This is a genomic window from Anaerobacillus sp. ABD4_527, from assembly GCF_056160805.1.
This window is the reverse complement of sequence record NZ_JBSWXZ010000001.1, coordinates 2044607-2065799: the sequence shown is the minus strand read 5'-3', so window position 1 is coordinate 2065799 and position 21193 is coordinate 2044607. Positions and strand designations below refer to the sequence as shown.

Annotated in this window: 20 protein-coding genes; 18 read left to right on the top strand and 2 right to left on the bottom strand. The window is 43.8% G+C overall.

Annotated elements, in window-relative coordinates; genetic code table 11:
• Positions 1–16: 16 nt before the first annotated feature.
• The 3 genes from ACXAHI_RS10650 (at position 17) to ACXAHI_RS10640 (ending at position 2819) form a co-directional block, all read left to right on the top strand.
• Positions 17–1117, top strand: a complete 1101-nt coding sequence (locus tag ACXAHI_RS10650; protein WP_474847601.1) for an acyltransferase — start codon at positions 17–19, stop codon at positions 1115–1117.
• Positions 1118–1303: 186 nt separating this feature from the next.
• Positions 1304–2476 (top strand): cell wall-binding repeat-containing protein, encoded by a 1173-nt coding sequence (locus ACXAHI_RS10645; protein ID WP_474847599.1) that lies wholly within the window; start codon positions 1304–1306, stop codon positions 2474–2476.
• Positions 2451–2819, top strand: a complete 369-nt coding sequence (locus ACXAHI_RS10640) for a M15 family metallopeptidase (protein ID WP_474847597.1) — start codon at positions 2451–2453, stop codon at positions 2817–2819. Before ACXAHI_RS10645 ends, ACXAHI_RS10640 begins: the two co-directional genes overlap by 26 nt.
• Before the next feature lie 80 nt (positions 2820–2899).
• Here the strand turns inward: ACXAHI_RS10640 and ACXAHI_RS10635 are convergent, their stop codons facing one another.
• Positions 2900–4042, bottom strand: a complete 1143-nt coding sequence (locus ACXAHI_RS10635) for an IscS subfamily cysteine desulfurase (RefSeq protein ID WP_474847595.1) — start codon at positions 4040–4042, stop codon at positions 2900–2902.
• 112 nt (positions 4043–4154) lie between these two features.
• On the opposite strand from ACXAHI_RS10635, the gene nadB reads away from it, so the two are divergent.
• The 7 genes from nadB to ACXAHI_RS10600 all read left to right on the top strand — a co-directional run bounded on the left by nadB (position 4155) and on the right by ACXAHI_RS10600 (position 11142).
• Entirely contained in the window at positions 4155–5693 is a 1539-nt protein-coding gene (nadB, locus tag ACXAHI_RS10630; protein WP_474847593.1) for an L-aspartate oxidase, read from the top strand.
• Positions 5650–6492: a carboxylating nicotinate-nucleotide diphosphorylase gene (gene nadC, locus ACXAHI_RS10625; RefSeq protein WP_474847591.1), complete on the top strand. Its 843-nt coding sequence runs from the start codon at positions 5650–5652 to the stop codon at positions 6490–6492. Before nadB ends, nadC begins: the two co-directional genes overlap by 44 nt.
• Positions 6489–7592 (top strand): quinolinate synthase NadA, encoded by a 1104-nt coding sequence (nadA, locus tag ACXAHI_RS10620; RefSeq protein WP_474847589.1) that lies wholly within the window; start codon positions 6489–6491, stop codon positions 7590–7592. The genes nadC and nadA overlap by 4 nt, the downstream gene beginning before the upstream one ends.
• 65 nt (positions 7593–7657) lie before the next feature.
• The gene (gene cysQ, locus ACXAHI_RS10615; protein WP_474847587.1) at positions 7658–8497 is read left to right on the top strand and encodes a 3'(2'),5'-bisphosphate nucleotidase CysQ; all 840 of its coding nucleotides are present in this window, start codon (positions 7658–7660) and stop codon (positions 8495–8497) included.
• Between the two features lie 180 nt (positions 8498–8677).
• Positions 8678–10468: a S9 family peptidase gene (locus ACXAHI_RS10610; protein ID WP_474847585.1), complete on the top strand. Its 1791-nt coding sequence runs from the start codon at positions 8678–8680 to the stop codon at positions 10466–10468.
• A 14-nt stretch (positions 10469–10482) separates the two neighbouring features.
• Entirely contained in the window at positions 10483–10674 is a 192-nt protein-coding gene (locus ACXAHI_RS10605) for a hypothetical protein (protein WP_474847583.1), read from the top strand.
• An 81-nt stretch (positions 10675–10755) separates the two neighbouring features.
• Positions 10756–11142: a DoxX family protein gene (locus ACXAHI_RS10600; protein ID WP_474847581.1), complete on the top strand. Its 387-nt coding sequence runs from the start codon at positions 10756–10758 to the stop codon at positions 11140–11142.
• Positions 11143–11190: 48 nt separating this feature from the next.
• Here ACXAHI_RS10600 and ACXAHI_RS10595 read toward each other — a convergent pair whose 3' ends face one another.
• Positions 11191–12963 (bottom strand): metallophosphoesterase family protein, encoded by a 1773-nt coding sequence (locus ACXAHI_RS10595; protein WP_474847579.1) that lies wholly within the window; start codon positions 12961–12963, stop codon positions 11191–11193.
• Positions 12964–13187: 224 nt separating this feature from the next.
• Between ACXAHI_RS10595 and ACXAHI_RS10590 the strand changes: the two genes are divergently transcribed.
• The 8 genes from ACXAHI_RS10590 (at position 13188) to rfbC (ending at position 21189) form a co-directional block, all read left to right on the top strand.
• Entirely contained in the window at positions 13188–14303 is a 1116-nt protein-coding gene (locus ACXAHI_RS10590; protein ID WP_474847577.1) for an NAD(P)/FAD-dependent oxidoreductase, read from the top strand.
• A gap of 365 nt (positions 14304–14668) precedes the next feature.
• Positions 14669–15409, top strand: a complete 741-nt coding sequence (locus tag ACXAHI_RS10585; protein WP_474847575.1) for a YveK family protein — start codon at positions 14669–14671, stop codon at positions 15407–15409.
• Positions 15399–16109 carry a CpsD/CapB family tyrosine-protein kinase gene (locus ACXAHI_RS10580; RefSeq protein ID WP_474847573.1) on the top strand — a complete coding sequence of 237 codons (711 nt, stop codon included), beginning with the start codon at positions 15399–15401 and terminating at the stop codon, positions 16107–16109. Before ACXAHI_RS10585 ends, ACXAHI_RS10580 begins: the two co-directional genes overlap by 11 nt.
• Before the next feature lie 48 nt (positions 16110–16157).
• Positions 16158–17513 (top strand): sugar phosphate nucleotidyltransferase, encoded by a 1356-nt coding sequence (locus ACXAHI_RS10575; RefSeq protein WP_474847571.1) that lies wholly within the window; start codon positions 16158–16160, stop codon positions 17511–17513.
• Positions 17514–17670: 157 nt separating this feature from the next.
• Positions 17671–18354 carry a sugar transferase gene (locus ACXAHI_RS10570; protein ID WP_474847569.1) on the top strand — a complete coding sequence of 228 codons (684 nt, stop codon included), beginning with the start codon at positions 17671–17673 and terminating at the stop codon, positions 18352–18354.
• 11 nt (positions 18355–18365) lie between these two features.
• On the top strand, positions 18366–19856 hold the full coding sequence (locus ACXAHI_RS10565; RefSeq protein WP_474847567.1) for an oligosaccharide flippase family protein: 1491 nt from the start codon (positions 18366–18368) through the stop codon (positions 19854–19856).
• Positions 19857–19865: 9 nt separating this feature from the next.
• Positions 19866–20618: a sugar phosphate nucleotidyltransferase gene (locus tag ACXAHI_RS10560; RefSeq protein WP_474847565.1), complete on the top strand. Its 753-nt coding sequence runs from the start codon at positions 19866–19868 to the stop codon at positions 20616–20618.
• Positions 20619–20637: 19 nt separating this feature from the next.
• Positions 20638–21189 (top strand): dTDP-4-dehydrorhamnose 3,5-epimerase, encoded by a 552-nt coding sequence (gene rfbC, locus ACXAHI_RS10555; RefSeq protein ID WP_474847563.1) that lies wholly within the window; start codon positions 20638–20640, stop codon positions 21187–21189.
• The last annotated feature ends 4 nt before the right edge of the window (positions 21190–21193 follow it).

Below are 21193 nucleotides of genomic sequence, written 5' to 3'. Positions count from 1 at the left end.
ACAGGACGTGACACCTATGAAGAAAAATAAATCAGGTTATATAAATGAGATACATTTTTTACGTGCGATTGCCTGTCTATTTGTTTTAGCTGTTCATGTGACTGCAATCTACTATTATAGACACGACAATACCTTTACAGAGTTCACTCAGTTTTTTAACCAGATCGGTCGTTTTGGAACACCAACTTTTGCAGTTATAAGTGGGTTCTTACTCTTCTTGCAAGTGAGGAACAAAGGGTTCGATGCAAAACGATTCTATCACTCCCGTATGGTGAAAGTCGGCATGCCATTTCTAATCTGGAGTATTGTGTATCTTCTTTTAATGAAGTATGTTCTTCAAGTCGACATCTTTAGTAATTGGAAGCAATTTGCGGTAGATTTCGCGATGGGTAATTCATTTTATCATCTCTATTTTATGTCAGTTGTTTTTCAATTTTATCTAATATTCCCGGTGTTACAACTTATCCGCTCGAAAATCGGTTGGTGGTTTGCGTTAGCTATAGCTGTATTCGCTAACTATTACTTTGTTTATATCTATTCACCGGAGAATGTAACAGTGGTAAGTCAGCTTTTAGAGCAAAGAGCAATTCTTACAAAATGGATTTTCTTCTTTATCTTTGGAGGTTTCCTTGCTTATCATTGGGATCCTATTTTGAAGCTTGGTAAAAAGCTGAACTGGTTTGGTTTTTTAGGCTTCCTAAGTATAATTGTGTTTGCGGTTTATGAATACAAAACAAATGGTTCAATTGAAAATAATCGATGGACGAATATGATTAACATCCCATTCATGACATTGATGGTTATTGGAATGTACCAGACCGTGAGAAAATCGTATTGGATTGAAAAGTTTTTTGCAATGCTTGGAAACTTATCGATGGGAATCTATTTAGTTCACCCATTAGTGATCATTGTTTACACTAAAACGCTTCCTGAGAGCGTATGGTCGACTGAAACAGCACCGCTCATGTTTGCGGTTATTCTTGCAACGTCGATCGGCTTTATCAAAGTTCTCCAGCTGTTCCCGCTAAATCACTATGTGATCACGGTACCGGCGAAGAAGAAACCTGTTTACAAAGAAAGAGAACCAAAGCCAGAGATGACATTAAGCGTAAGGTGACAGGTACCACCCGATATTTGTTACAAGCTGTCGAACAATTATATAGACTAAGGAAGAGCCCTTACGTGAGGGCTCTTTTTTGTTTACATACTTGTTGATGGTAAGGTTTTACTAATTTTAGAATTCGCCTGTGATGATAGTTTTATTACAAATATTACGGGAACGGGGACTATGGGGTGATTAAATATGCTTACACACAAATTTGGAGTAGGCTTACTGTGGGGAATTGGACTTATGGCACTAGTTCTATCGTTCCCTAAAATGGCTGAAGCAGTGGAGATCGATCGAATCTCTGGAAGCGATCGAATCGAAACGGCTGTTGAAGTATCAAAGAAAGGTTGGCCTGATGGTAGTGACACGGTGGTCTTATCAAGAGCAAATGACTTCCCTGATGCCCTCGCTGGAACGCCTCTAGCTTATCAAGAAAATGCACCGATTTTGCTAACGCAATCTACGAAGCTATCAAACGCGACGAAGAAAGAAATTCAGCGGTTAAATCCGACAAACATAATCATACTCGGAGGCTCTGGAGCAGTCTCTTATGACGTGGAAGCATACTTAGAAGATGAAATGAATTTAAAAGTGGAGCGGATATCAGGAAGCGATCGGTTTGAAACAGCAGCGCTGATCGCTGACCGGATGGATACAAGTGAAAGAGCAGCTGTCGTAAGCGGTGAGAATTTTCCAGATGCGTTATCCATCGCACCGTATGCAGCTTACAGAGGATATCCAATTTTACTCACGTTAGAAGATAGCCTTCCAACTGTTACCGAAGATCGTATTGATTCTAATGAACGAAACTATGTAATCGGGGGAACAGGAGTTATCCCGAATTACGTAGAGGACGATATTCCAAATTCGATGAGAATTGATGGAAGTGATCGTTTCGAAACATCTCGTGCCGTCGCGGACGCTTTTCCACAGGGAAGTGCTGATGAAACGTATTTAGCCACAGGTATGGATTTTGCGGATGCATTAGCGGGCTCCGTTTTAGCAGCAAAAACCGACGACTCGCTCCTGTTGATCGAAAAAAACTACGTACCGAATCCTGCAAAACTATATATAGCTGATAAAGGGCTAACGAAGTTTACAGTCCTAGGTGGTTATGGCGCGATCGATGAATATGTCGATACCGAAGTTTCGTTACCGATCCAACTGTTGCTAGTGAACAAGCAGCGTGATCTGCCATCAACGTATGTTCCTGCAGAATTAGAGGAACCGAACGTTCCGTTTCCGTTCGATTATGAACACAATAAGCGGAAGATGAACACAATCGCTGTCGACCACTTAGAAGCATTGTTTGATGGAGCAGAGCGAGCAGGACTCGACCTCTATGCTCAATCAGGATCGATCGTATGAACGACAAAAGCGAATTTATGAACGAAATGTTGAGGAACATGGAGAAGAGTACGCGAATCGAGTAAGTGCAAAGCCTGGCCATAGTGAGCACCAAACCGGTCTAGCGATGGATGTAACGAGTCCAGATGTAGACTATAAATTGGTCGAAGAATTCGCATACACCGATGAAGGGAAATGGGTCGATGCGCATGCGCATGAATATGGGTTCATTATCCGTTACCCAGAAGGAGAAGAGCATGTGACAGGATACAAGTATGAGCCTTGGCACTTACGTTATGTAGGAAAAAACATCGCGACATATATGAAAAATACCGACCGTGTCCTAGAGGAATATTTGAGGTAGCTCGTTTTGTAGAGGATAGAGAAAATAAGACTGTATGATAAACACCGATCATCGCTAGGATGATCGGTGTTTTTTCGACATTATCCGGGTGGTGCCTGTGAAGGATAATGCCGTGTGCTTACTATACTGCGGATCACTAATGCTGTCTTTTCTAACTCTTCTTTCGTCGTTTGCTTCCCAAAACTGATTCGAACGAGTTCTCTTGCTTCGTCATCGGTTCGTCCGATCGCTTTTAATGTTTTGGAAGGGTTTTGCTGACCGATCGAACATGCGGAGCCTATGGAGACGGCGATTCCTTTTTGATTCAGTTCATTCATCACGTACTGTCCTTCGATTCCATTCAGCCGCAGTCCTACGATATGAGGAAGCCCCTCATCGCTTCCCCCTTCTATAATCACGTCTGTTCCGTTCAACTCACTCAGTAAAAAGTCTCTTAATGCTTTACTTTGTTGAAGAGCGAGCTCCATATTTGTGGTCGCTTCTTCAACCGCTGCTGTAAAGGAAAAAATCCCTGGTACATCCACTGTACCCGGTCGAAACCCTTTTTCATGGACCGTTCCGGGTAAGCTTGCTTGCCATGACTGTGACGGATCGATGTAGCATACTCCTACGCCCTTAGGTCCGTATAGTTTATGTGAAGATAAGGAAAGAGCGGTAAGGTGCATTTTTTTGACATCGATAGGTAGTTTGCTGAACGTTTGGACCGCATCCGTATGAAATGGAATCCCTCTTTCCATGAGTTCCTTTCCGATTTCTTCGATTGGCTGGAGCGTGCCGATCTCGCTGTTTCCATGAGCGATCGATACAAGAATCGTATCGTCTCGAATCGCTTCGATCAGGTCATCCAACTTGAGCCTACCATTGTCATCATACGAGAGATACGTGATGTCGAACCCTTCCTTTTCGAGCTGTTGAAATGTATGGAGGATGGAAGAATGTTCAGCTTTCGAAGTAATCATGTGACCTGAAGTATGCTTTTTAGCTAGTCCTCGTATCGCTAGAATATTTGATTCCGTTCCTCCGGATGTAAAGTACACGCCTGAAGGGTGTCCGTTGATCGATTGAGCGATGGTTTGCCTCGCTACTTCTAGGAGTTGAGCAGCAGAAGTTCCTTCATCGTGCAGGCTTTGTGAATTCGCAAAATACGTGCGTGCTACCTTCGTGTAAACCTCGATTGCGAGGTCTGACATCGGGGTAGTCGCTGCATAGTCCAAATAAATCATTTCGCTCTCCTCATAAAGTTCTGTCTTGTACTTTATTTAAATCTATGTAACTATTAGTGTCAAGACACATGTAAACTTTACAGAGGACAACATCAATTTAGGAGAAGGTAACATGGGTAAATTTTTTACAGAAGTGCTTGTTATTGGTAGTGGGGTGGCGGGATTGTTGACTGCTGAGCTTCTCTCTGCGGATAAGAATGTGACGGTTATCACAAAGTCTAAGCTAGGACAAAGCAATTCCAGGCTTGCGCAAGGTGGCATCGCGGCGGTCACGTCGGCTGATGATCGTTGGGGAGGTCATTTTTTCGATACCATTCAAGCGGGTGTTTTTCATAATAATGAGGAGTTAACAGAGCTTTTAGTAAAAAAAGGCGGCGAGCGAATTCAAGATTTGATCGGCCTAGGTGTGACGTTCGACCGAAACCATGATGGGTCTTACTCGAGATGCCTTGAAGGTGCACATCGTGTGCCTAGAATCCTACATGCCGGCGGCGATGCGACTGGTAAAGAGCTCGTAGGAACGCTTTTAAAAAGAGTAAAAGAGAGCTGTACGATCATCGAACATCATGCTGCGGTCGATCTCATCGTTGAAAACGGAGCCTGTTCAGGTGCCTGGTTTATGGATTGTGATGGAAAACAGCTCACAGTAAAAGCGGATCACGTCATCCTTGCTACCGGCGGCGCGGGGCAGCTTTACCCCGTTACGTCAAACGATGCGTCGGTGACAGGAGACGGGATCGCGATGGCTTACCGAGCAGGAGCGCTCGTTTCTGATCTTGAGTTCATGCAGTTTCACCCAACGATGTATGCGGGTGATACCACCTATCTCATATCCGAAGCAGTAAGAGGCGAAGGCGGCGTTTTGGTTACGTCAAAAGGGGAGCGTTTGATGGAAGGAAAGCACGAACTTCTTGATCTCGCGCCAAGAGACGTCGTAGCTCGCGCCATCTATGAGGAGCAGACTCAGGTATATCTCGACATTTCCTCCGTACCTAACTTTGATCAACGTTTTCCAACGATCGCATCGTACCTAACACGAGACGATGCTTCATCAAAAAAAGTTCCTGTCCAGCCAGGAGCACATTTTTTGATGGGTGGGGTGGAATCGGATCGTTACGGAAGAACTACGGTCGAGAACCTTTTTGCGATTGGGGAAGTGGCGAACACTGGTGTTCACGGTGCGAATCGACTTGCGAGTAACTCCCTTCTTGAAGCGGTCGTCTTTGCGAATGAGGCGACGACTTGGATACGAAATCATAAGCCTGTTCGGCTGAATTTAGATACCGGTTTTCAACCTCTTCACATACCACGGTCCCTGCCAGAGCCCTGCATGTTGCGGAACTTAATGAATGATCACGTGGGTATTACGAGGCATGAAGCTGGGCTCTCAGCAGCGATCGCTGCGTTCGAATTCTATCTAACCAGCAGGAAGAAACCTGCCTCGAGTATTGAGGAGATAACGACGTTCAACATGCTCCAAACAAGCTGGCTGATGGCGACGTCAGCATATATGCGGACTGAAAGTCGTGGGGGGCATTTTCGTTCTGATTTTCCTCTACCAAAACAGCATTTCCAGCAAAAAAGGATAACCAGGGGGATCTTTGAAGATGAATGGATTACTACTGAGAAAAAATCTCGAGCAATTTTTTAATGAAGATATCGGTGTAGGAGACCTATCGAGTGAGCTGCTATTCGATTCAACGGAAAAAGGTGTTGCAGAGTTCATAGCGAAGGAAGATGGCGTATTCTGTGGTCAAGATGTGATCGAGCTAGGCTTTTACATGTTAGACGGAAGTTGTTCTATTGAGCTGTACGTGCAAGATGGGGAACGCGTACAAAGTGGAGATGTGATCGCGCGGGTTAAGGGTAAGGTAAAAGCGATTCTCACGGGTGAACGCGTCATTTTGAACTTGATTCAGCGGATGAGTGGGGTCGCAACGATGACGAGTCATGCCGTTTATTTGCTCGGTGATTCACCTACGCGCGTCTGTGATACTCGGAAAACGACGCCAGGGCTGCGGATGCTCGAGAAATATGCCGTCCGCTGCGGCGGTGGGGTAAATCATCGCATCACGCTTGATGGCGGAGTCATGTTGAAAGATAACCATATTGCACAGTGCGGAAGTATTCAACTCGCCGTTGAAGCAGTGCGAAAAAAGGTCGGTCATATGACGAAGATCGAAGTGGAGACGAGTACCGAAGAAGAGGTTAGGGAAGCAGTTGAGGCGAACGCAGACATCATCATGTTTGATAACTGTTCACCAGATGAAGCGACTTTTTATAATCGACTAGTGCCAAAGTCGATCGTGACAGAAGTGTCGGGCGGGATTACGCTCGATAACCTTATCGATTATAAGGACTCTGGTGTCGATATGATTTCACTCGGATGTCTCACGCACTCTGTTAAAAGTCTAGATATTAGTCTTCGAATGAAGGGGGAAAAGCTATGAGTATACTAGATGCATTAACGAAGCCGGTTGGCATTCCAGAGAGGTATCACGCGCTATCAGAAGAAGAGATTGTTCAGCGCGTGCGTGAGATCAAGAAGGAGCTCGGCAACCGTCTTTATTTGCCTGCTCATCACTATCAAAAAGATGAGGTCGTTCAATTTTCGGATGACACGGGTGATTCGTTGCAGCTTGCTCAGCTAGCCGCGAAAAACAAGAAAGCAGAGACGATCGTCTTTTGCGGGGTCCACTTCATGGCGGAGACGGCAGATATTTTAACAGAGGAACATCAAACGGTCATCCTTCCAGACATGAGGGCAGGCTGTTCGATGGCAGATATGGCAGACATCCATCAGACGGAGCGGGCATGGAAGATGTTGACGGAGAAGTTCGGTGAAACTATTCTTCCTTTAACGTACGTGAATTCGACCGCAGCGATCAAGTCGTTTGTTGGGGAGAACGGCGGAGCGACTGTAACATCATCAAATGCCACGGCTATGGTCGAGTGGGCGTTTACGCAGAAAGAGCGCATTCTCTTTTTGCCTGACCAGCATTTAGGACGAAATACAGCGTACGACCTTGGGATTCCGCTAGAAGCGATGGCGGTGTGGGATCCTATCTCAGATCGTCTTGAGTACGACGGAGATTATGAGGATGTGAAAGTGATTTTATGGAAAGGGCATTGTTCCGTTCATGAAAAGTTCACGCTTGATAATATTGCACAAGTACGGAGTGACATGCCAGGTGTGAACGTCATCGTTCACCCTGAGTGCACGTTTGAAGTCGTGCAGAAATCTGATTTTGCAGGATCTACGAAGATGATCATCGAGACGATTGAGCGAGCACCATCAGGTTCGTCATGGGCAATCGGTACTGAGATGAATCTCGTGAATCGGATTATTCAGGAGCATCCTGATAAAAACATCGTGTCACTGAATCCGAATATGTGCCCATGTTTAACGATGAACCGGATCGACCTACCGCACCTTCTTTGGTCTCTTGAAGAAGTTCTCGCCGGTAGGAAAACGAACCAAATATCAGTGGATGAAAAGACGGCGCGATTTGCAAAGGATGCGTTGAATCGCATGTTAGAACGCGCGTAGCCCCTTTGCATACAGTAGTAGGGATGAGGTGTGCCTCACCATGACTTCGGAAAGGAGTGGGCGCATTGGTAAGTGATACGGACTTACTTAACGTCATTCATACCTCAGTGAAAGCTGGAAAAGCGATTATGAATGTTTATGGAAGCAGTGATTTTCAAATTGAGAAAAAGAGCGATGAATCGCCTTTAACGGTCGCTGACAAGTTGTCGCATGACACGATTGTAAAGGGATTGAACGCGCTTATCGTAGATTACCCGATTCTGAGTGAAGAAGGAAGTCATCTCGGGTACGATGAGCGTAAGAAATGGGAACGTTTCTGGCTTGTCGACCCGCTCGATGGCACGAAGGAGTTTATTAAACGAAACGGAGAATTCACGGTAAACATCGCTCTTATTCATAAGGGGAAACCTGTTTTTGGCGTCGTCTATGTACCAGTGAGTGACACACTATATGTTGGAGATGTTGAAAGAGGATCTTATAAGATCGAGAAGGTTTCAGAGGGGAGCTATTCTTCCTATAAGTCTTTGATCGAAAGCGAAAGTGGTCACCGTCTTCCTTTACACGTACGAAAGGAAGGGATGATCACAGCAGTAGCGAGCCGCTCTCATCCATCACATGAAACAAAGGAGTTCCTAGATGGTTTGAAGGAGAAGTATGGAAAAGTGGCTGTCACGTCAGCAGGAAGTTCACTGAAGCTATGTCTCGTTGCTGAAGGAGCGGCGGATGTCTATCCACGCTTCGCTCCAACAATGGAGTGGGATACCGCAGCAGGTCATGCCGTTGTTCAGGGTGCAGGTGGCAAAGTGGTTCATTCGACAAATTCGACAGGTGACAGGCACCAGGAATATAACAAGAAGGACTTAATGAACCCCTGGTTTATTGTCTGGAGGCAGGGGTTGGGGTAGTTGCCTCTAAACGAAAGCACGAAAGATTAACTGAAGCTTTGTTCTAACACTTAGAAGATGAACTTCCACCTAGGAAGTTCATTTTTTATTTGGATATATCTGTTAACCGACAAGGAGTTTCCCTCTCAGTTTCGAAATAGGTATACAGGTTGCAGCAATTATACTTGGAGGGATCACGAAATGATTGAATTCGAAAAGCCAGATGTAGAACAATTTTTTCAAACGCTAGGCATTCAGACGTTTGCTGTTAGTCCAGATGAAAAGCAGATGGTATTCAGTACAAACTTAAATGGAACGTTTAATTTATGGGCGATGGATCTTCCACACACTTTTCCGTACCCGATCTCATTTGAGAACCAGGGCTGTCAGGAGGTTTTTTATGATAAAAGCGGATCTTTTATCGTGGCAGTCATGGATCAAGACGGTGATGAGAACGGACAGATCTATGCGATTCCTACCTATGGTGGAAAGGTGAAAGCTCTAAGAGAAGCAGAAGGGCATCGCCATGATATGCCGTTTTTATCCGACGATAGCAAGCGCCTTTATTATACGTCGAATAAAGAGAACGAGACCTTCTTGAAAGCTTACTCTTATAACCTTGAAACAGAAGAAGAAGAAACGGTTCTAGAGGGTAAAGACGCCATGGTTTTTCTTTTCGATAAGAGCCCTGAAGAGAAGAGCTTTCTCTATGGAGAGTTTTATACGAATACATACTCACTGCCTTACGTAAAGCGCGACGATGAACACATTCTATTAACGCCTGACAAAGACACCGAGCATACCTTTGATGGTGCAGTTTTCACTTCAGAAACCGTTGTGTATTTGGTAACGAACTATGGCGAGGATTTTTCGTATCTGGCAAAGTTCGATCTTGAGTCGCGAGCCTTTGAAAAAGTGATTCAGTTAGAGAGTGAAAGTTTTACTGACATCGTACTAGAGCGTGAGAGTCACACCCTCTACCTCACAAGCGAAAAAGGCGTTCAAGATTATTTCTATCAGTATCCGCTTGATTCTGGAAAACTCGAGAAAATCGAAACGCCTGTAAATGTGATTGAGAAGGTGATCGTTGGTGGTAAAGGGGGCGTCTATGTTCAGGGGAGCTCTCCTACAGTTCCGTCTAATATTTATAAAAAAACAGACCGAGGGTGGACGAGCCTTACAAACTACTCCGTACCTGGTGTAGCCAAAGAAGATATGGTCGAACCAAACGTTGTAACGTACTCGTCATTTGATGAACTTGAAATTGAGGCACAGTATTTTAAAGCGAAAGAAGAAAATAGTAACGGTCATGTGATCATTTGGCCGCACGGCGGTCCTCAAGTTGCTGAACGAGCATCTTTCCGCTCACTGTTTCAATTCCTACTTCACAGAGGGTACAGTATTTTTGCGCCGAACTTCCGTGGTTCAACTGGGTACGGGCTCTCTTTTAAACGAATGGTAGAAGGCGATTGGGGAAATGGTCCACGTCTTGATAATGTTCATGGAATCGAATGGTTACTTAATGAAGGCCATGTCGACCGAGATAAGATTCTATTGATGGGCGGTAGCTACGGTGGCTACATGGCGCTTCTTTTACACGGTAGACACCCAGAGTATTTTAAAGCAGTTGTCGATATTTTTGGTCCGAGTAATTTGTTCAGTTTCCTCGACACAGTGCCTGAGCACTGGAAACCAGCGACGAAGAAGCTAGTCGGTGACCCGATCACTAACAAAGATGGGCTACTCGAAGCATCACCTCATACGTATCTTTCTACGATGACGAAACCGATGCTCGTCATTCAAGGAGCGATGGATCCACGCGTCGTGAAAGCGGAATCCGATCAAATCGTAGAGGCGTTAAAGCTAAAAGGTAGAAAGGTAGATTACCTCGTTTTAGATGATGAAGGACACGGATTCTCGAAAAAAGAAAATGAGATGAGCGTTTATCGAAAAGTGTTAACGTTTTTTGATGAATGCATTTCAATACGTTAGGAAGGAAGAACGACATGCTAAGTTTGGAGGAAATAAAAAAACGGATTACGGAGTTAGACGGATCAGACGCAAAGAGTGCGCTCATGATCACGTATGCTAACCTGCAGATGGTCAAGACGGGGAACGGAAAGTTTACGAGTGAAGAATGCGTTGACCAGCTGTTGAATTTTTTTAATAGTATTCCAGAAACTGAGGATAAGTCGTGAGAGGGAATAGGCAAGCCGCATTAGCTGATTACTAGATCTCCAAGCGTTACAATAGGTGTATCACCAAAAAAGGAGATCATTATGAAGCACATCGTACGCATCATCGCACTTGTCGTATTTGCACTCTTTTTCATATTCGCAGGTGTTGCTCACTTTTCTCAAGGGGAAGGGTTCGCCGCCATGCTGCCAGAGTGGGTGCCGTTTCGCTTAGGAATCATCTATGTAACGGGGATCATCGAAATTCTTCTTGCGGTTCTCCTTCTGTTGCCCACTACTCGAAAACAAGCACGCTTTTGGACAGCGGTTTATCTGGTGGCGATTTTTCCAGCGAATATTTATGCCGCAATCGCTGGGATACCCGCTCCAGGTCAGGAAGAAGCAAACGAGACACTGCTGTGGATCAGACTTCTCTTTCAACCGCTTTTGATCTGGTGGGTCCTTTGGGCTGCGGCTACGAAAAAATCATAGCACAAAGAAAAAGAGCTTATAGGCGACTGCCTTATAAGCTCTTTCTGCTTATTTTACGACGATTTCTTTTGAGCTCTTCGCAGGTACCGTGATTTCAACTTCAATGTGCTGCTTGTCTCCAGATGCCGTGTTTTGCGTTACAGTTCCTTCAGAAACGCTGTAGTCTCCTTTTACTAAATAAAATGGAACCGTAACTGTCATTGCTTTATCAAGACGATTTGTAATCGTCGCTGTTTGATCCGATGCATGCCCATCATTGCTATTTTTATAGCTGGATTCAAGAGACATCACACCGCTCTCCGTATCACCATTTTCATAAACCGGTACAGAGTGATGAGGATCCTGGTAGTTATAATTCACAATGTCGCCATCTTTTACTTCAAGTGGACGGAAGCCGACGTATGGCTTACCGCTAAGCTCGAGAGAAGTTGATGTTGTATAAAGGATGCCGTCTTCTTTCGTAACGTTATCGATGTGAGTATGACCATGTAAGCTAATGTCCACGTTGTGCTGTTTCATCACATCGATTAGTTCATGGGCGTTTTCACCGTGCCACTGCTGATCATATTGAATGCCTAGCTTTTCTCCAAGTACTAGTGTTTCTAGCGACTGTGGATTATGCTTCGCATCATATTGCTCCCAGTACTTTTGTACATCAGGATCTTCTTTTGGCCAGATGTCACGGTCTCGCCATAGCGGATTATGGTGAGAGAACAGCCCTCTAATTTGGTTTGGTTTTGCGGTTTGAGCATTTTTCTCAAGATCTTGCTTTACCCAATCGAGCTGCTTCTCACGAATTTGTCCGCCCCACGTTGGAACCGACACTGTTCCGTGCCCTTGACGGTCAAATTTGTGCCAGTCGAATGAGTTGTATCCGATGAAGTGAGCGTATGGACCGTAATCGAATGAGAAGTATTGTGGTCCAAAATACTGTTCCCAATATTTCGCTCCGTCTGCTAGTGTCGCATCTTGCGCGTAGTAATCGTGATTACCTGGAACAAGATACACTGGAACTTCTAGCTGTTGAAGCATGCGGTACGTTTCTTCATATTCATAGATGTATTCTTGCGGGTTCATTTGCCCATACATCAAATCTCCCGTCACAACTACAAAATCTGGATTCTTTAGATTCACTTCTTTAATCGCTTTTTGAAGGTAAAGCCAGCGATTTTCTTCCTTAGGACTCCACATGCCAGCTTCCTTCGTTCGACCAGGGTCTACTGTAGAAACATCATCTTGGTTACCTAGATTACGAGGTGAACCGATATGTGTGTCTGTCAGGTGTAAAAACTCAAAGTCTTTTTCAAACTCATCGACAACGTTGACTGAATGGGGCTGCTCATCGGAATGACGCTGACCATTCGCTGTATACTCAACCTGTAAATCATAGAGCTCTTCGGGTATGTCTTCAGGAATCGTAACGGTCACATCATAGATTTTCTCACTATCTTTCCAATGTGATTTCCCGATCGAGATATCTTTCACTGGTAGGTTATGAGTTTCTGTTATTGCTGAATTACTGTTTGGTTTTAATAGGACATCCCAACTAGCTGCTTCTTTCCCATGGGTATCGATCTGCATCGTTAAGACCTGACCCTTTTTCTTTATTGCGGGCGTCGCAAAAAGCGGATAGATGATATCGTTGATCTTTTTATCAACCGATACGTTCGGTGCAAGGTCGGTAAAATTCGTCGTGTTACCAATCCCTCCGTCACGCTTTCCGACGGTATCTATTGCACTTTCTGCTGCTGATAAAGCAGAAAATGGTGCGATCAATAGTAGCATCATGATGATTGCAAAAACTGCTTTTAGCTTGTGCATCTAATGTATTGCCTCCTTTAATGAAGTCAGCCTCATTGTAACGAACGTGTGTAAACCTTGTGTTAACAAGCGATTACAAAACGCCTATTAAAATGTAAATCCTTCTGAATTTTTGTTAAACAAACGTTTGATTGAACCATTTTCTGGATGATTAGGGTGAATTGAGGGGATGAAGGTTATCCTGTAAAATAGCTACACAGACAGAAGAAGAAAAGGTGTATGTCATGAAATCAGTTATTGTCATCGGGGCAGGTATTGTTGGAGCATCAACGGCCTATCACCTCACTAAAAAAGGGTTCAACGTGACAGTGATCGACCGAAGCGATCGTGGACAGGCAACGGAAGCTGCGGCAGGCATCGTTTGTCCTTGGCTTACGAATCGAAAGAACGGGCCGTTTTATAGACTTGTAGAAGCGGGGGCGAGGTACTATCCGCAGTTGATCGAAGCGCTAAAAAATGATGGTGAGAGTGAAACAGGCTATAAGCGTGTTGGAGCGATCAATATTTATTCTGGTGAAACGAAGTTAGAGAAAAAATTGAATATGGCGCTCGAGAGGCGAAAAGAAACGCCAGAGATGGGCGAGGTAAGAGAACTATCGAAAGAAGAAACGAAGGCGATGTTTCCACCGCTGTCTGATCGGTTTGGAGCGGTGTATGTAGGAGGAGCGGCGAGGATCCATGGGGCTGCGCTCAGGGATGCTCTCATTCGAGCGGCAGAAAAAAATGGTGCACGTTTGATACGAGGAGACGCTTCACTGAAATGGGAAGGTTCACAGATCAAAGGGGTCTTCGTTGATTATAAAGAGCATTTAGCAGACAAAGTCATCGTAACCGGTGGAGCGTGGGCAAAAGAATTGATTGAGCCACTCGGGATGAAATTCCATGTTTCACCTCAGAAGGCTCAGATCGTTCATTTACAGCTGCCAGAAACAGAGACTGGTGACTGGCCGATCGTGATGCCACCGTTCGTTCAATATTTTTTACCTTTTGAAGATGGAAAGATCGTTGTTGGTGGAACGCAGGAAGATGAAGCTGGATTTGATGAGCGCGTGACGATGGGCGGAATCCACCATATTATTGAGCGAGCACTTAAAGTTGCCCCAGGATTAGAGATTAGCACATATGTCGAAACGAAAGTCGGCTTCCGTCCGTTCACCCCGGGAAGCCTTCCTGTCGCGGGTGCCGTACCTAATGTGAACGGACTTTATGTAGTGAATGGCCTTGGCGCATCTGGATTGACGAGCGGACCATTTCTTGGAGCCGAGCTAGCTCGATTGATCACTGAGGAAGAAACAGACCTAGACTTAGGGGAGTATGATCCGGGGAGAGCATTCGAGTAGATCGGGCGGTGCCTGTCACCACCCGGTTTAGCTCGATTGGTGTCGAAGGACTTCGTTCACTTTGGAGAACAAAATTAGCTGCGTTAAATATTGATATACCTTCAACTCCTCAAACGTACAATATAACGAACGAGTTTATAACTCTTCATCTAACGCTGCATTGGTAGTTCTTTATGCTCACTTACTCAGTTCTGTAGTACATATAAAGCCCTCAATACTGGTCTTAAATAGGTATTTACGTAGAAAATAGTAAACTAGTAAATAGTTCGTATTGTGTTCTTTATAAAAAACGTTATAATATGAGTAAGAACTTTTTAAAGAACAGTCATGTTAGGCAACAAAATTCATACATGATGGAGGTAGTGATGGAAGAAACGATCAATCTCAAAGAAGTCATAGGTGTGTTGAAGAAGCGGATCTTTATGATCATTTCACTCGTTATTTTATCTGCAGTCGTAAGTGCGGTTCTATCGCTCTATTTCTTGACTCCTACCTATGAAGCCTCTACTCAAATTCTCGTGCACCAATCGAACAAGGATACGCAAGTCGATGGCAATCAGCTTCAAACGGATTTGGATCTGATCAATACCTATAACGTTATCATCAAAAGTCCTCTTATTCTAAACGAAGTCATAAAGAAAATGAATTTGGATTTAACTCCTCAAGAACTCAATTCGCAAATTGAAGTAGCGAATGCAGAAGAATCTCAAGTTGTAGAAATTTTTGTACTAGACAGTGACCGAGACAAAGCGATGCAGATCGCGAACGAGATCGTTAGTGTTTTTCAGGCCGAGATCAGCACAATCATGAACGTAAATAACGTAAGTGTGCTATCGAGTGCTCAAGAGAGTACAAGTTTAGAGCCAATCAGTCCTCAACCGGTTATTAACGTTGGAATCGCACTCGTCCTTGGTTTAGCATTTTCCATCGCTCTCGCATTTTTCCTAGAGTACATGGATAATTCAATTAAAACCGATAAGGATATCGATGAAGTACTTGGCGTTCCAACTCTCGGGATCATCAACTACAATGAACCGAAGAAACTGATGCAGGTTCAGAGTAATTTCAAAAAAGTGAAGTCAGGAGGGAATGCAATTGGGTCATAAAGAACATGAGTCTGTTCTGATCAGCAGAACTCTTGGAAGGGTCGCCTACCAGTCGAAGCACCTACCGATCTCAGAAGGCTTTCGTACCCTAAGAACGAACATTCAGTTCTCAACAGGTCGGAAACAAGTGAAAACGCTCGTTGTAACTTCCTCTCAATCTGGTGATGGCAAAACAACAACCTCTTCAAATCTCGCCATCGTTATGGCGCAGCAAGGAAAAAAGGTACTGTTGATCGATGCGGATATGAGGAAGCCGAGTTTGCATTCGATCTATCACTTGCCAAACCGTAAAGGATTATCGACTGTACTCTCAGGGCAACAACAGCTTGAAGATATGATTATTCCGACAGACATTCCACGGCTAGATCTACTAACGAGTGGCCCCGTTCCACCAAACCCTTCAGAACTACTAGGGTTTGAAGAAATGGAGGTTCTTATCAACCAGGCGAGGGACCTTTATGACTTTGTTATCATCGATACACCTCCCTTACTGGTCGTGTCTGATGCTCAGATCTTGTTAAATTTATGCGAGATGTCCCTGTTAGTTTTAAAAAGTGGTAAAACAACGAAAGTCGATGCGAAGAAAGCCATTCACTTAATGGAAAAAGCGGAAGCTAAATTTCTTGGCGTTTCATTAAATCAAAACAAAGAGAAGAAAGTGAAGGATGCGTATTACTACAATGAAGAAGTGACGAGATGAATAATTATGCACTAATGTTCTTTAATGAGAACAGAGAGGAGGACGTGTATGAAAGTTGTTCTACTTTCCGGCGGATCCGGTCAACGACTATGGCCACTTTCTAATGATTCAAGGTCAAAACAATTTTTAAAAATCCTATCTAGTGAAGGTGAAAACCAGTCGATGGCGCAACGAGTGTGGGGACAGCTGAAAAAAGCCCATCTTTCGTCATCAACACTGATTTCTACGAGCAAATCACAGGTAGATATGATCATGGATCAGATCGGTCGTGATATTCCACTCGTAATAGAACCTGAACGCCGAGATACATTTCCTGCAATCGCACTAGCTGCAGCTTACTTATACTCTGTGAAAAGTGTCCCTCTTGAAGAAGTAGTGACTGTATTGCCAGTCGATCCTTATGTAGACGATGCTTTTTTTCAGACGATCAAAGAGCTAGAACAAACTGTCACAAATTCGAGAGCAAACTTAGCTCTTATTGGAGCATTACCTACGCATCCTTCCGAAAAGTACGGTTATATCGTGCCCAATCAACATGATTCCTCACCGTATATAAACGTAAAACAATTTATCGAAAAGCCTAAAGAAGAAGTTGCTCACTCGATCATAAAGGAGAACGGTTTCTGGAACTGTGGCGTTTTCGCTTTTAAGTTAGGTTATATCATTTCCTATCTTCAAAAAAATGGTTTTCCAATTCATTATGATGAGCTGTTAAAATGCTATCATCTTTTACCGAAGAAGAGCTTCGATTACGAAGTTGTAGAGAAAGAAAGTAATATAGTTGTTATCCCCTATAAAGGCTTTTGGAAAGACCTTGGCACATGGAATACGCTAACGGAAGAAATGAAAACACATCAGATCGGTCCCGGAAAAGCATGTGAACGATCGATAAATACGCACATCATCAATGAATTAGACATACCAGTTGCGGTGCTTGGTATATCGAACACTGTGGTTGTAGCAAGCCATGATGGTATTCTCGTCACGGAGAAGGAAGCAAGTCCCACGATTAAATCCGTGCTGAGCAGTATCGAGAAACAAGCCAGATATAAGGAGCATAGCTGGGGATGGTGGAAAGAACTCGATCGCTCCTATGCAGAAGATGAAGTGCTTACTAGAAAAGTAGTCGTGAAGGGAGGAAAACATCTCACATTCGAAACGCGTCACGAACGTGCTGTTACTTGGAATGTAACGAAAGGGACTGGCAAAATCCAACTTCAAGATTCCACATACATTATCCAACCAGGAGGCGTCTTTCACCTTAAAGCTGGAGAATCCCTTACGTTACGAACGAAGGATGAAGTTGAGATCATCGAAATTCAAAGAGGATCAAAACATGCACTCGAAAAGTTTACTTACTCAAATGAGAAATGGGAAGAAGTCGAGAAGGCAATTTCTTTCTAACAAAATTCAATGGTTTGAAAGGGGATTTGCTGAGAAGATATTGGACCGTCTCATCCAAACCTGTTGCCTGTTTGTTCTTTATTAAGAATCATTTGCGGGGGAACCACAATTCCAATTATTTGTGAGGGGGAAAGAGAAAGTAAAGGAGGTATTTTCTTTGCAGGGCAGCAAAATACGGGTAAGTCCTAGTAGAAAACTACATGTACCTTCACCTTCCATCTACACTGCAGAAGAGAAGCGCTATATGTTTTACAAACGATTCATGGACGTATTTCTAGCAGTTGTAGGTCTCATTTTGTTAAGCCCACTATTCCTTATCGTCGCTTTCTTAATCAAAGGGGAAGACCCGAAAGGAAGTATTTTGTTCAAGCAAATTAGAGTTGGAGAAAATGGTAAAACCTTTTACATGTACAAATTCCGTTCCATGGTCGCTAATGCAGAAGATCGATTGTATGAACTGCTCGATTACAACGAAGCAGAAGGTGCTCTATTCAAAATGAAAGAAGATCCGAGAGTAACGAAGATCGGACGTTTCATTCGAAAGACGAGTATCGATGAATTTCCTCAGCTATGGAACGTGTTGAAAGGCGAAATGAGTATTGTTGGTCCGAGGCCACCGCTTGAACGTGAGATCGTGGAATATACCGAGCATGATTTGAAACGCCTAACGGTAATCCCAGGGTGTACGGGGTTATGGCAGGTGAGTGGTAGGAGCAGTCTAGGTTTTTCTGAGATGGTCGCTCTAGATCTCAAGTACATTCAGACAAGGTCTCTCGGTATCGATTTTAAAATCATTTGCAAAACGTTTATGGTTCTTTTTCGGTCTGATAATGCTTACTAGGGAGTGCTGTTATGCTTAGGGACTCGATTTTATTATCAGGCTATCGCATGGCAAAATCACTTGTCGCTCTCTTCACCATGATGATTCTTGCTAGAATTCTTTCCGTCAGTGAGATGGGGATCTATCAGCAAGTTTTGTTGATCGCGATCATGGTGGGAGCGTTAGTTCCATTTGAAATGCAAACCACCTTCACCTATTTCTACAACAAGACGAGTGACGCTGAAGAGAAAGCACGTGTCCTTTCGAATACGTTCATCACGCTCTTAGCACTAGGTTTGTTCACATTGCTTTCCTTCATGCTGATTTTTCACAATGGTTTCATCCTTGAAGATAGCTATTTAAGAAAATATGCGCTGTGGTTAGGATTATGGTGCTTTGCCACAATTCTAGGAAGCTATCTGGAGAACTTATTTCTTTCGGTAGGTAGAGTAAAAGTATTCAGCATCTTTACACTCAGCTACTACTTTATTTATCTCCTATTGGTCGTGTATGTCGCCTATAAAACGAAAGATCTTTACTTGATCGTCATGACGATCGGGACGATGGAGATCGCGCGCGTAATTCTTCTCCACCTTACGTTTTTATCACTTGAAAACGTTCAGTTCTCATTCGATATGGGCCTGATCAAGCGTCAATTTCAATATACTTTCTCATTAGGGTCCGTAACAGCGCTCGATGTGATCATGCAATCAACAGATAAGATTATCGTGAGTCTGTTTTTCGCCGTTGAAACGTTTGCTATCTTCTCAATTGCGGCAAAAGAAGTTCCGTTCATGGCGATTATTACGGTGTCGGTCATCACGGCGATGCTTCCAAGGCTAAGCGGAATCTATAATGTCGATCGTGATCAAGACCGTGCGATGAACCTTTGGTCATCAACGAGTCGTTCACTTGCTGTCATCATCTTTCCGCTGTTCTGGATCTTACTTTTTTATCATCAGCAGTTCATCGAGATCATCTATTCAGACGTGTATTTAAGCGCATCGCTTATTTTCGTGATCTATCTGCTGAAATTCCCACTGCGGTTTACCGTTTTCTATACGCTCCTACAAATCTCGGGGAACGAAAAACTGCTCCTTCACAACACGATCATCACCGTTGTTCTCAATATCGCACTAAGTTTCCTGTTTCTATTCTTCTTCGGTTATCTTGGCGTTGCTGCTGCAACAGTATTGGCGGCTTATATCGGGGTGTACCTTCAACAAAGGGATGTCTCGAAAATATTTAACATTAAAAAACGCGATTTACTTCCCTACAAGCAGATTTTACTGACATTCATCAATTCAGGAATCATCGCCCTTGGCGTGTACATGATGACGATGATGCTCATTCCGATGCATCGATTCGTATCCTTTATTATAGGCGGAGTTTTCATCATGATTCTCTCTTTAGTCCTTTCTGCTTTTAGAAGAGAGGTCGATCTTTCTCGCTTCGTGAAGTCGAAAAGGATCTTGTTCAATAAAGGAGAGAAGCGTCGTGATGACAAACAGAAAATCATATGAGGTGATAACATGAAAGGAATCATTCTTGCCGGCGGAACTGGTTCACGGTTGTACCCTTTAACAAAAGTCACGAACAAGCACCTGCTGCCTGTAGGGAAGTATCCGATGATCTATCACTCGATTTACAAACTGAAAGAAGCAGATATTAAGGATATCTTGATCGTCACAGGACGTGAGCATATGGGTGATGTGGTGAATCTACTTGGAAGTGGGCATGAATTCGATGTGACGTTCACATATAAAGTCCAGGATAACGCTGGAGGAATCGCTGAAGCGCTGGGACTTGCAAAACCCTTTGTAGGTAGTGAAAAAATGGTCGTTATTCTTGGGGATAACATTTTCTCTGATGATCTTTCTACTTATATCCGAAACTATGATCTTCAACCTAGTGGCGCAAAAATCTTAATCAAGGAAGTTGAGGATCCGCATCGGTTTGGTGTACCTGAATTGATGAAAGATCGCATCCTTTCGATCGAAGAGAAACCAGCGATTCCAAAATCGACCTACGCAGTGACTGGTATTTATATGTACGATCCTTACGTATTCGATGTGATCGATGGCTTGACACCTTCTGATCGAGGTGAATTGGAGATCACAGACGTGAACAATGCCTACATCAGAAAAGGAAACTTAACGTTCGATATTCTTTCAGGGAACTGGACGGATGCCGGTACTCATAAGTCGTATGCGCTTGCGAATCGATTGACAGAGGAAGTAGATTTTAGCACATTATTCCAAAAAGAAGCGCTTCTCATGAAGTAAAAACGAAGGGGGTCAGGTGATGAAGATAATCGATACGAAACTTAGCGGCGTGAAAATCATTGAACCCGATGTTTTTGGAGATGATCGCGGGTATTTTTTAGAAAGCTATAATCAAGAAACGTTTCTTGAACATGGGCTGGATTACACGTTTGTACAAGATAACCACTCGTTATCAAAGGAGAGAGGCGTCATCAGAGGGTTGCATTACCAAGAAGAACCTTATGCCCAAACGAAACTTGTCAGGGTCATCGCTGGATCGATTTACGATGTAGCCGTAGATATTCGTAAGAACTCAAAAACCTACGGTCATTGGATCGGTCTAACGTTAAGTGAAAAGAATCATCGTCAGCTCCTGATTCCTCAAGGTTTCGCGCATGGGTTTTGCACACTCGAAGCGAACACGCAGGTTTTATATAAAGTCGATCACGTGTATTCTCCAGAACATGAGAGAGGAATCGTCTGGAACGACCCATACCTAGGTATTACCTGGCCAACTGCTACACCGATATTATCTGAGAAAGACACAGGGTTACCATTTTTAAAAGACGTGACAGAAGCAACGAGGAGGTGAGCTA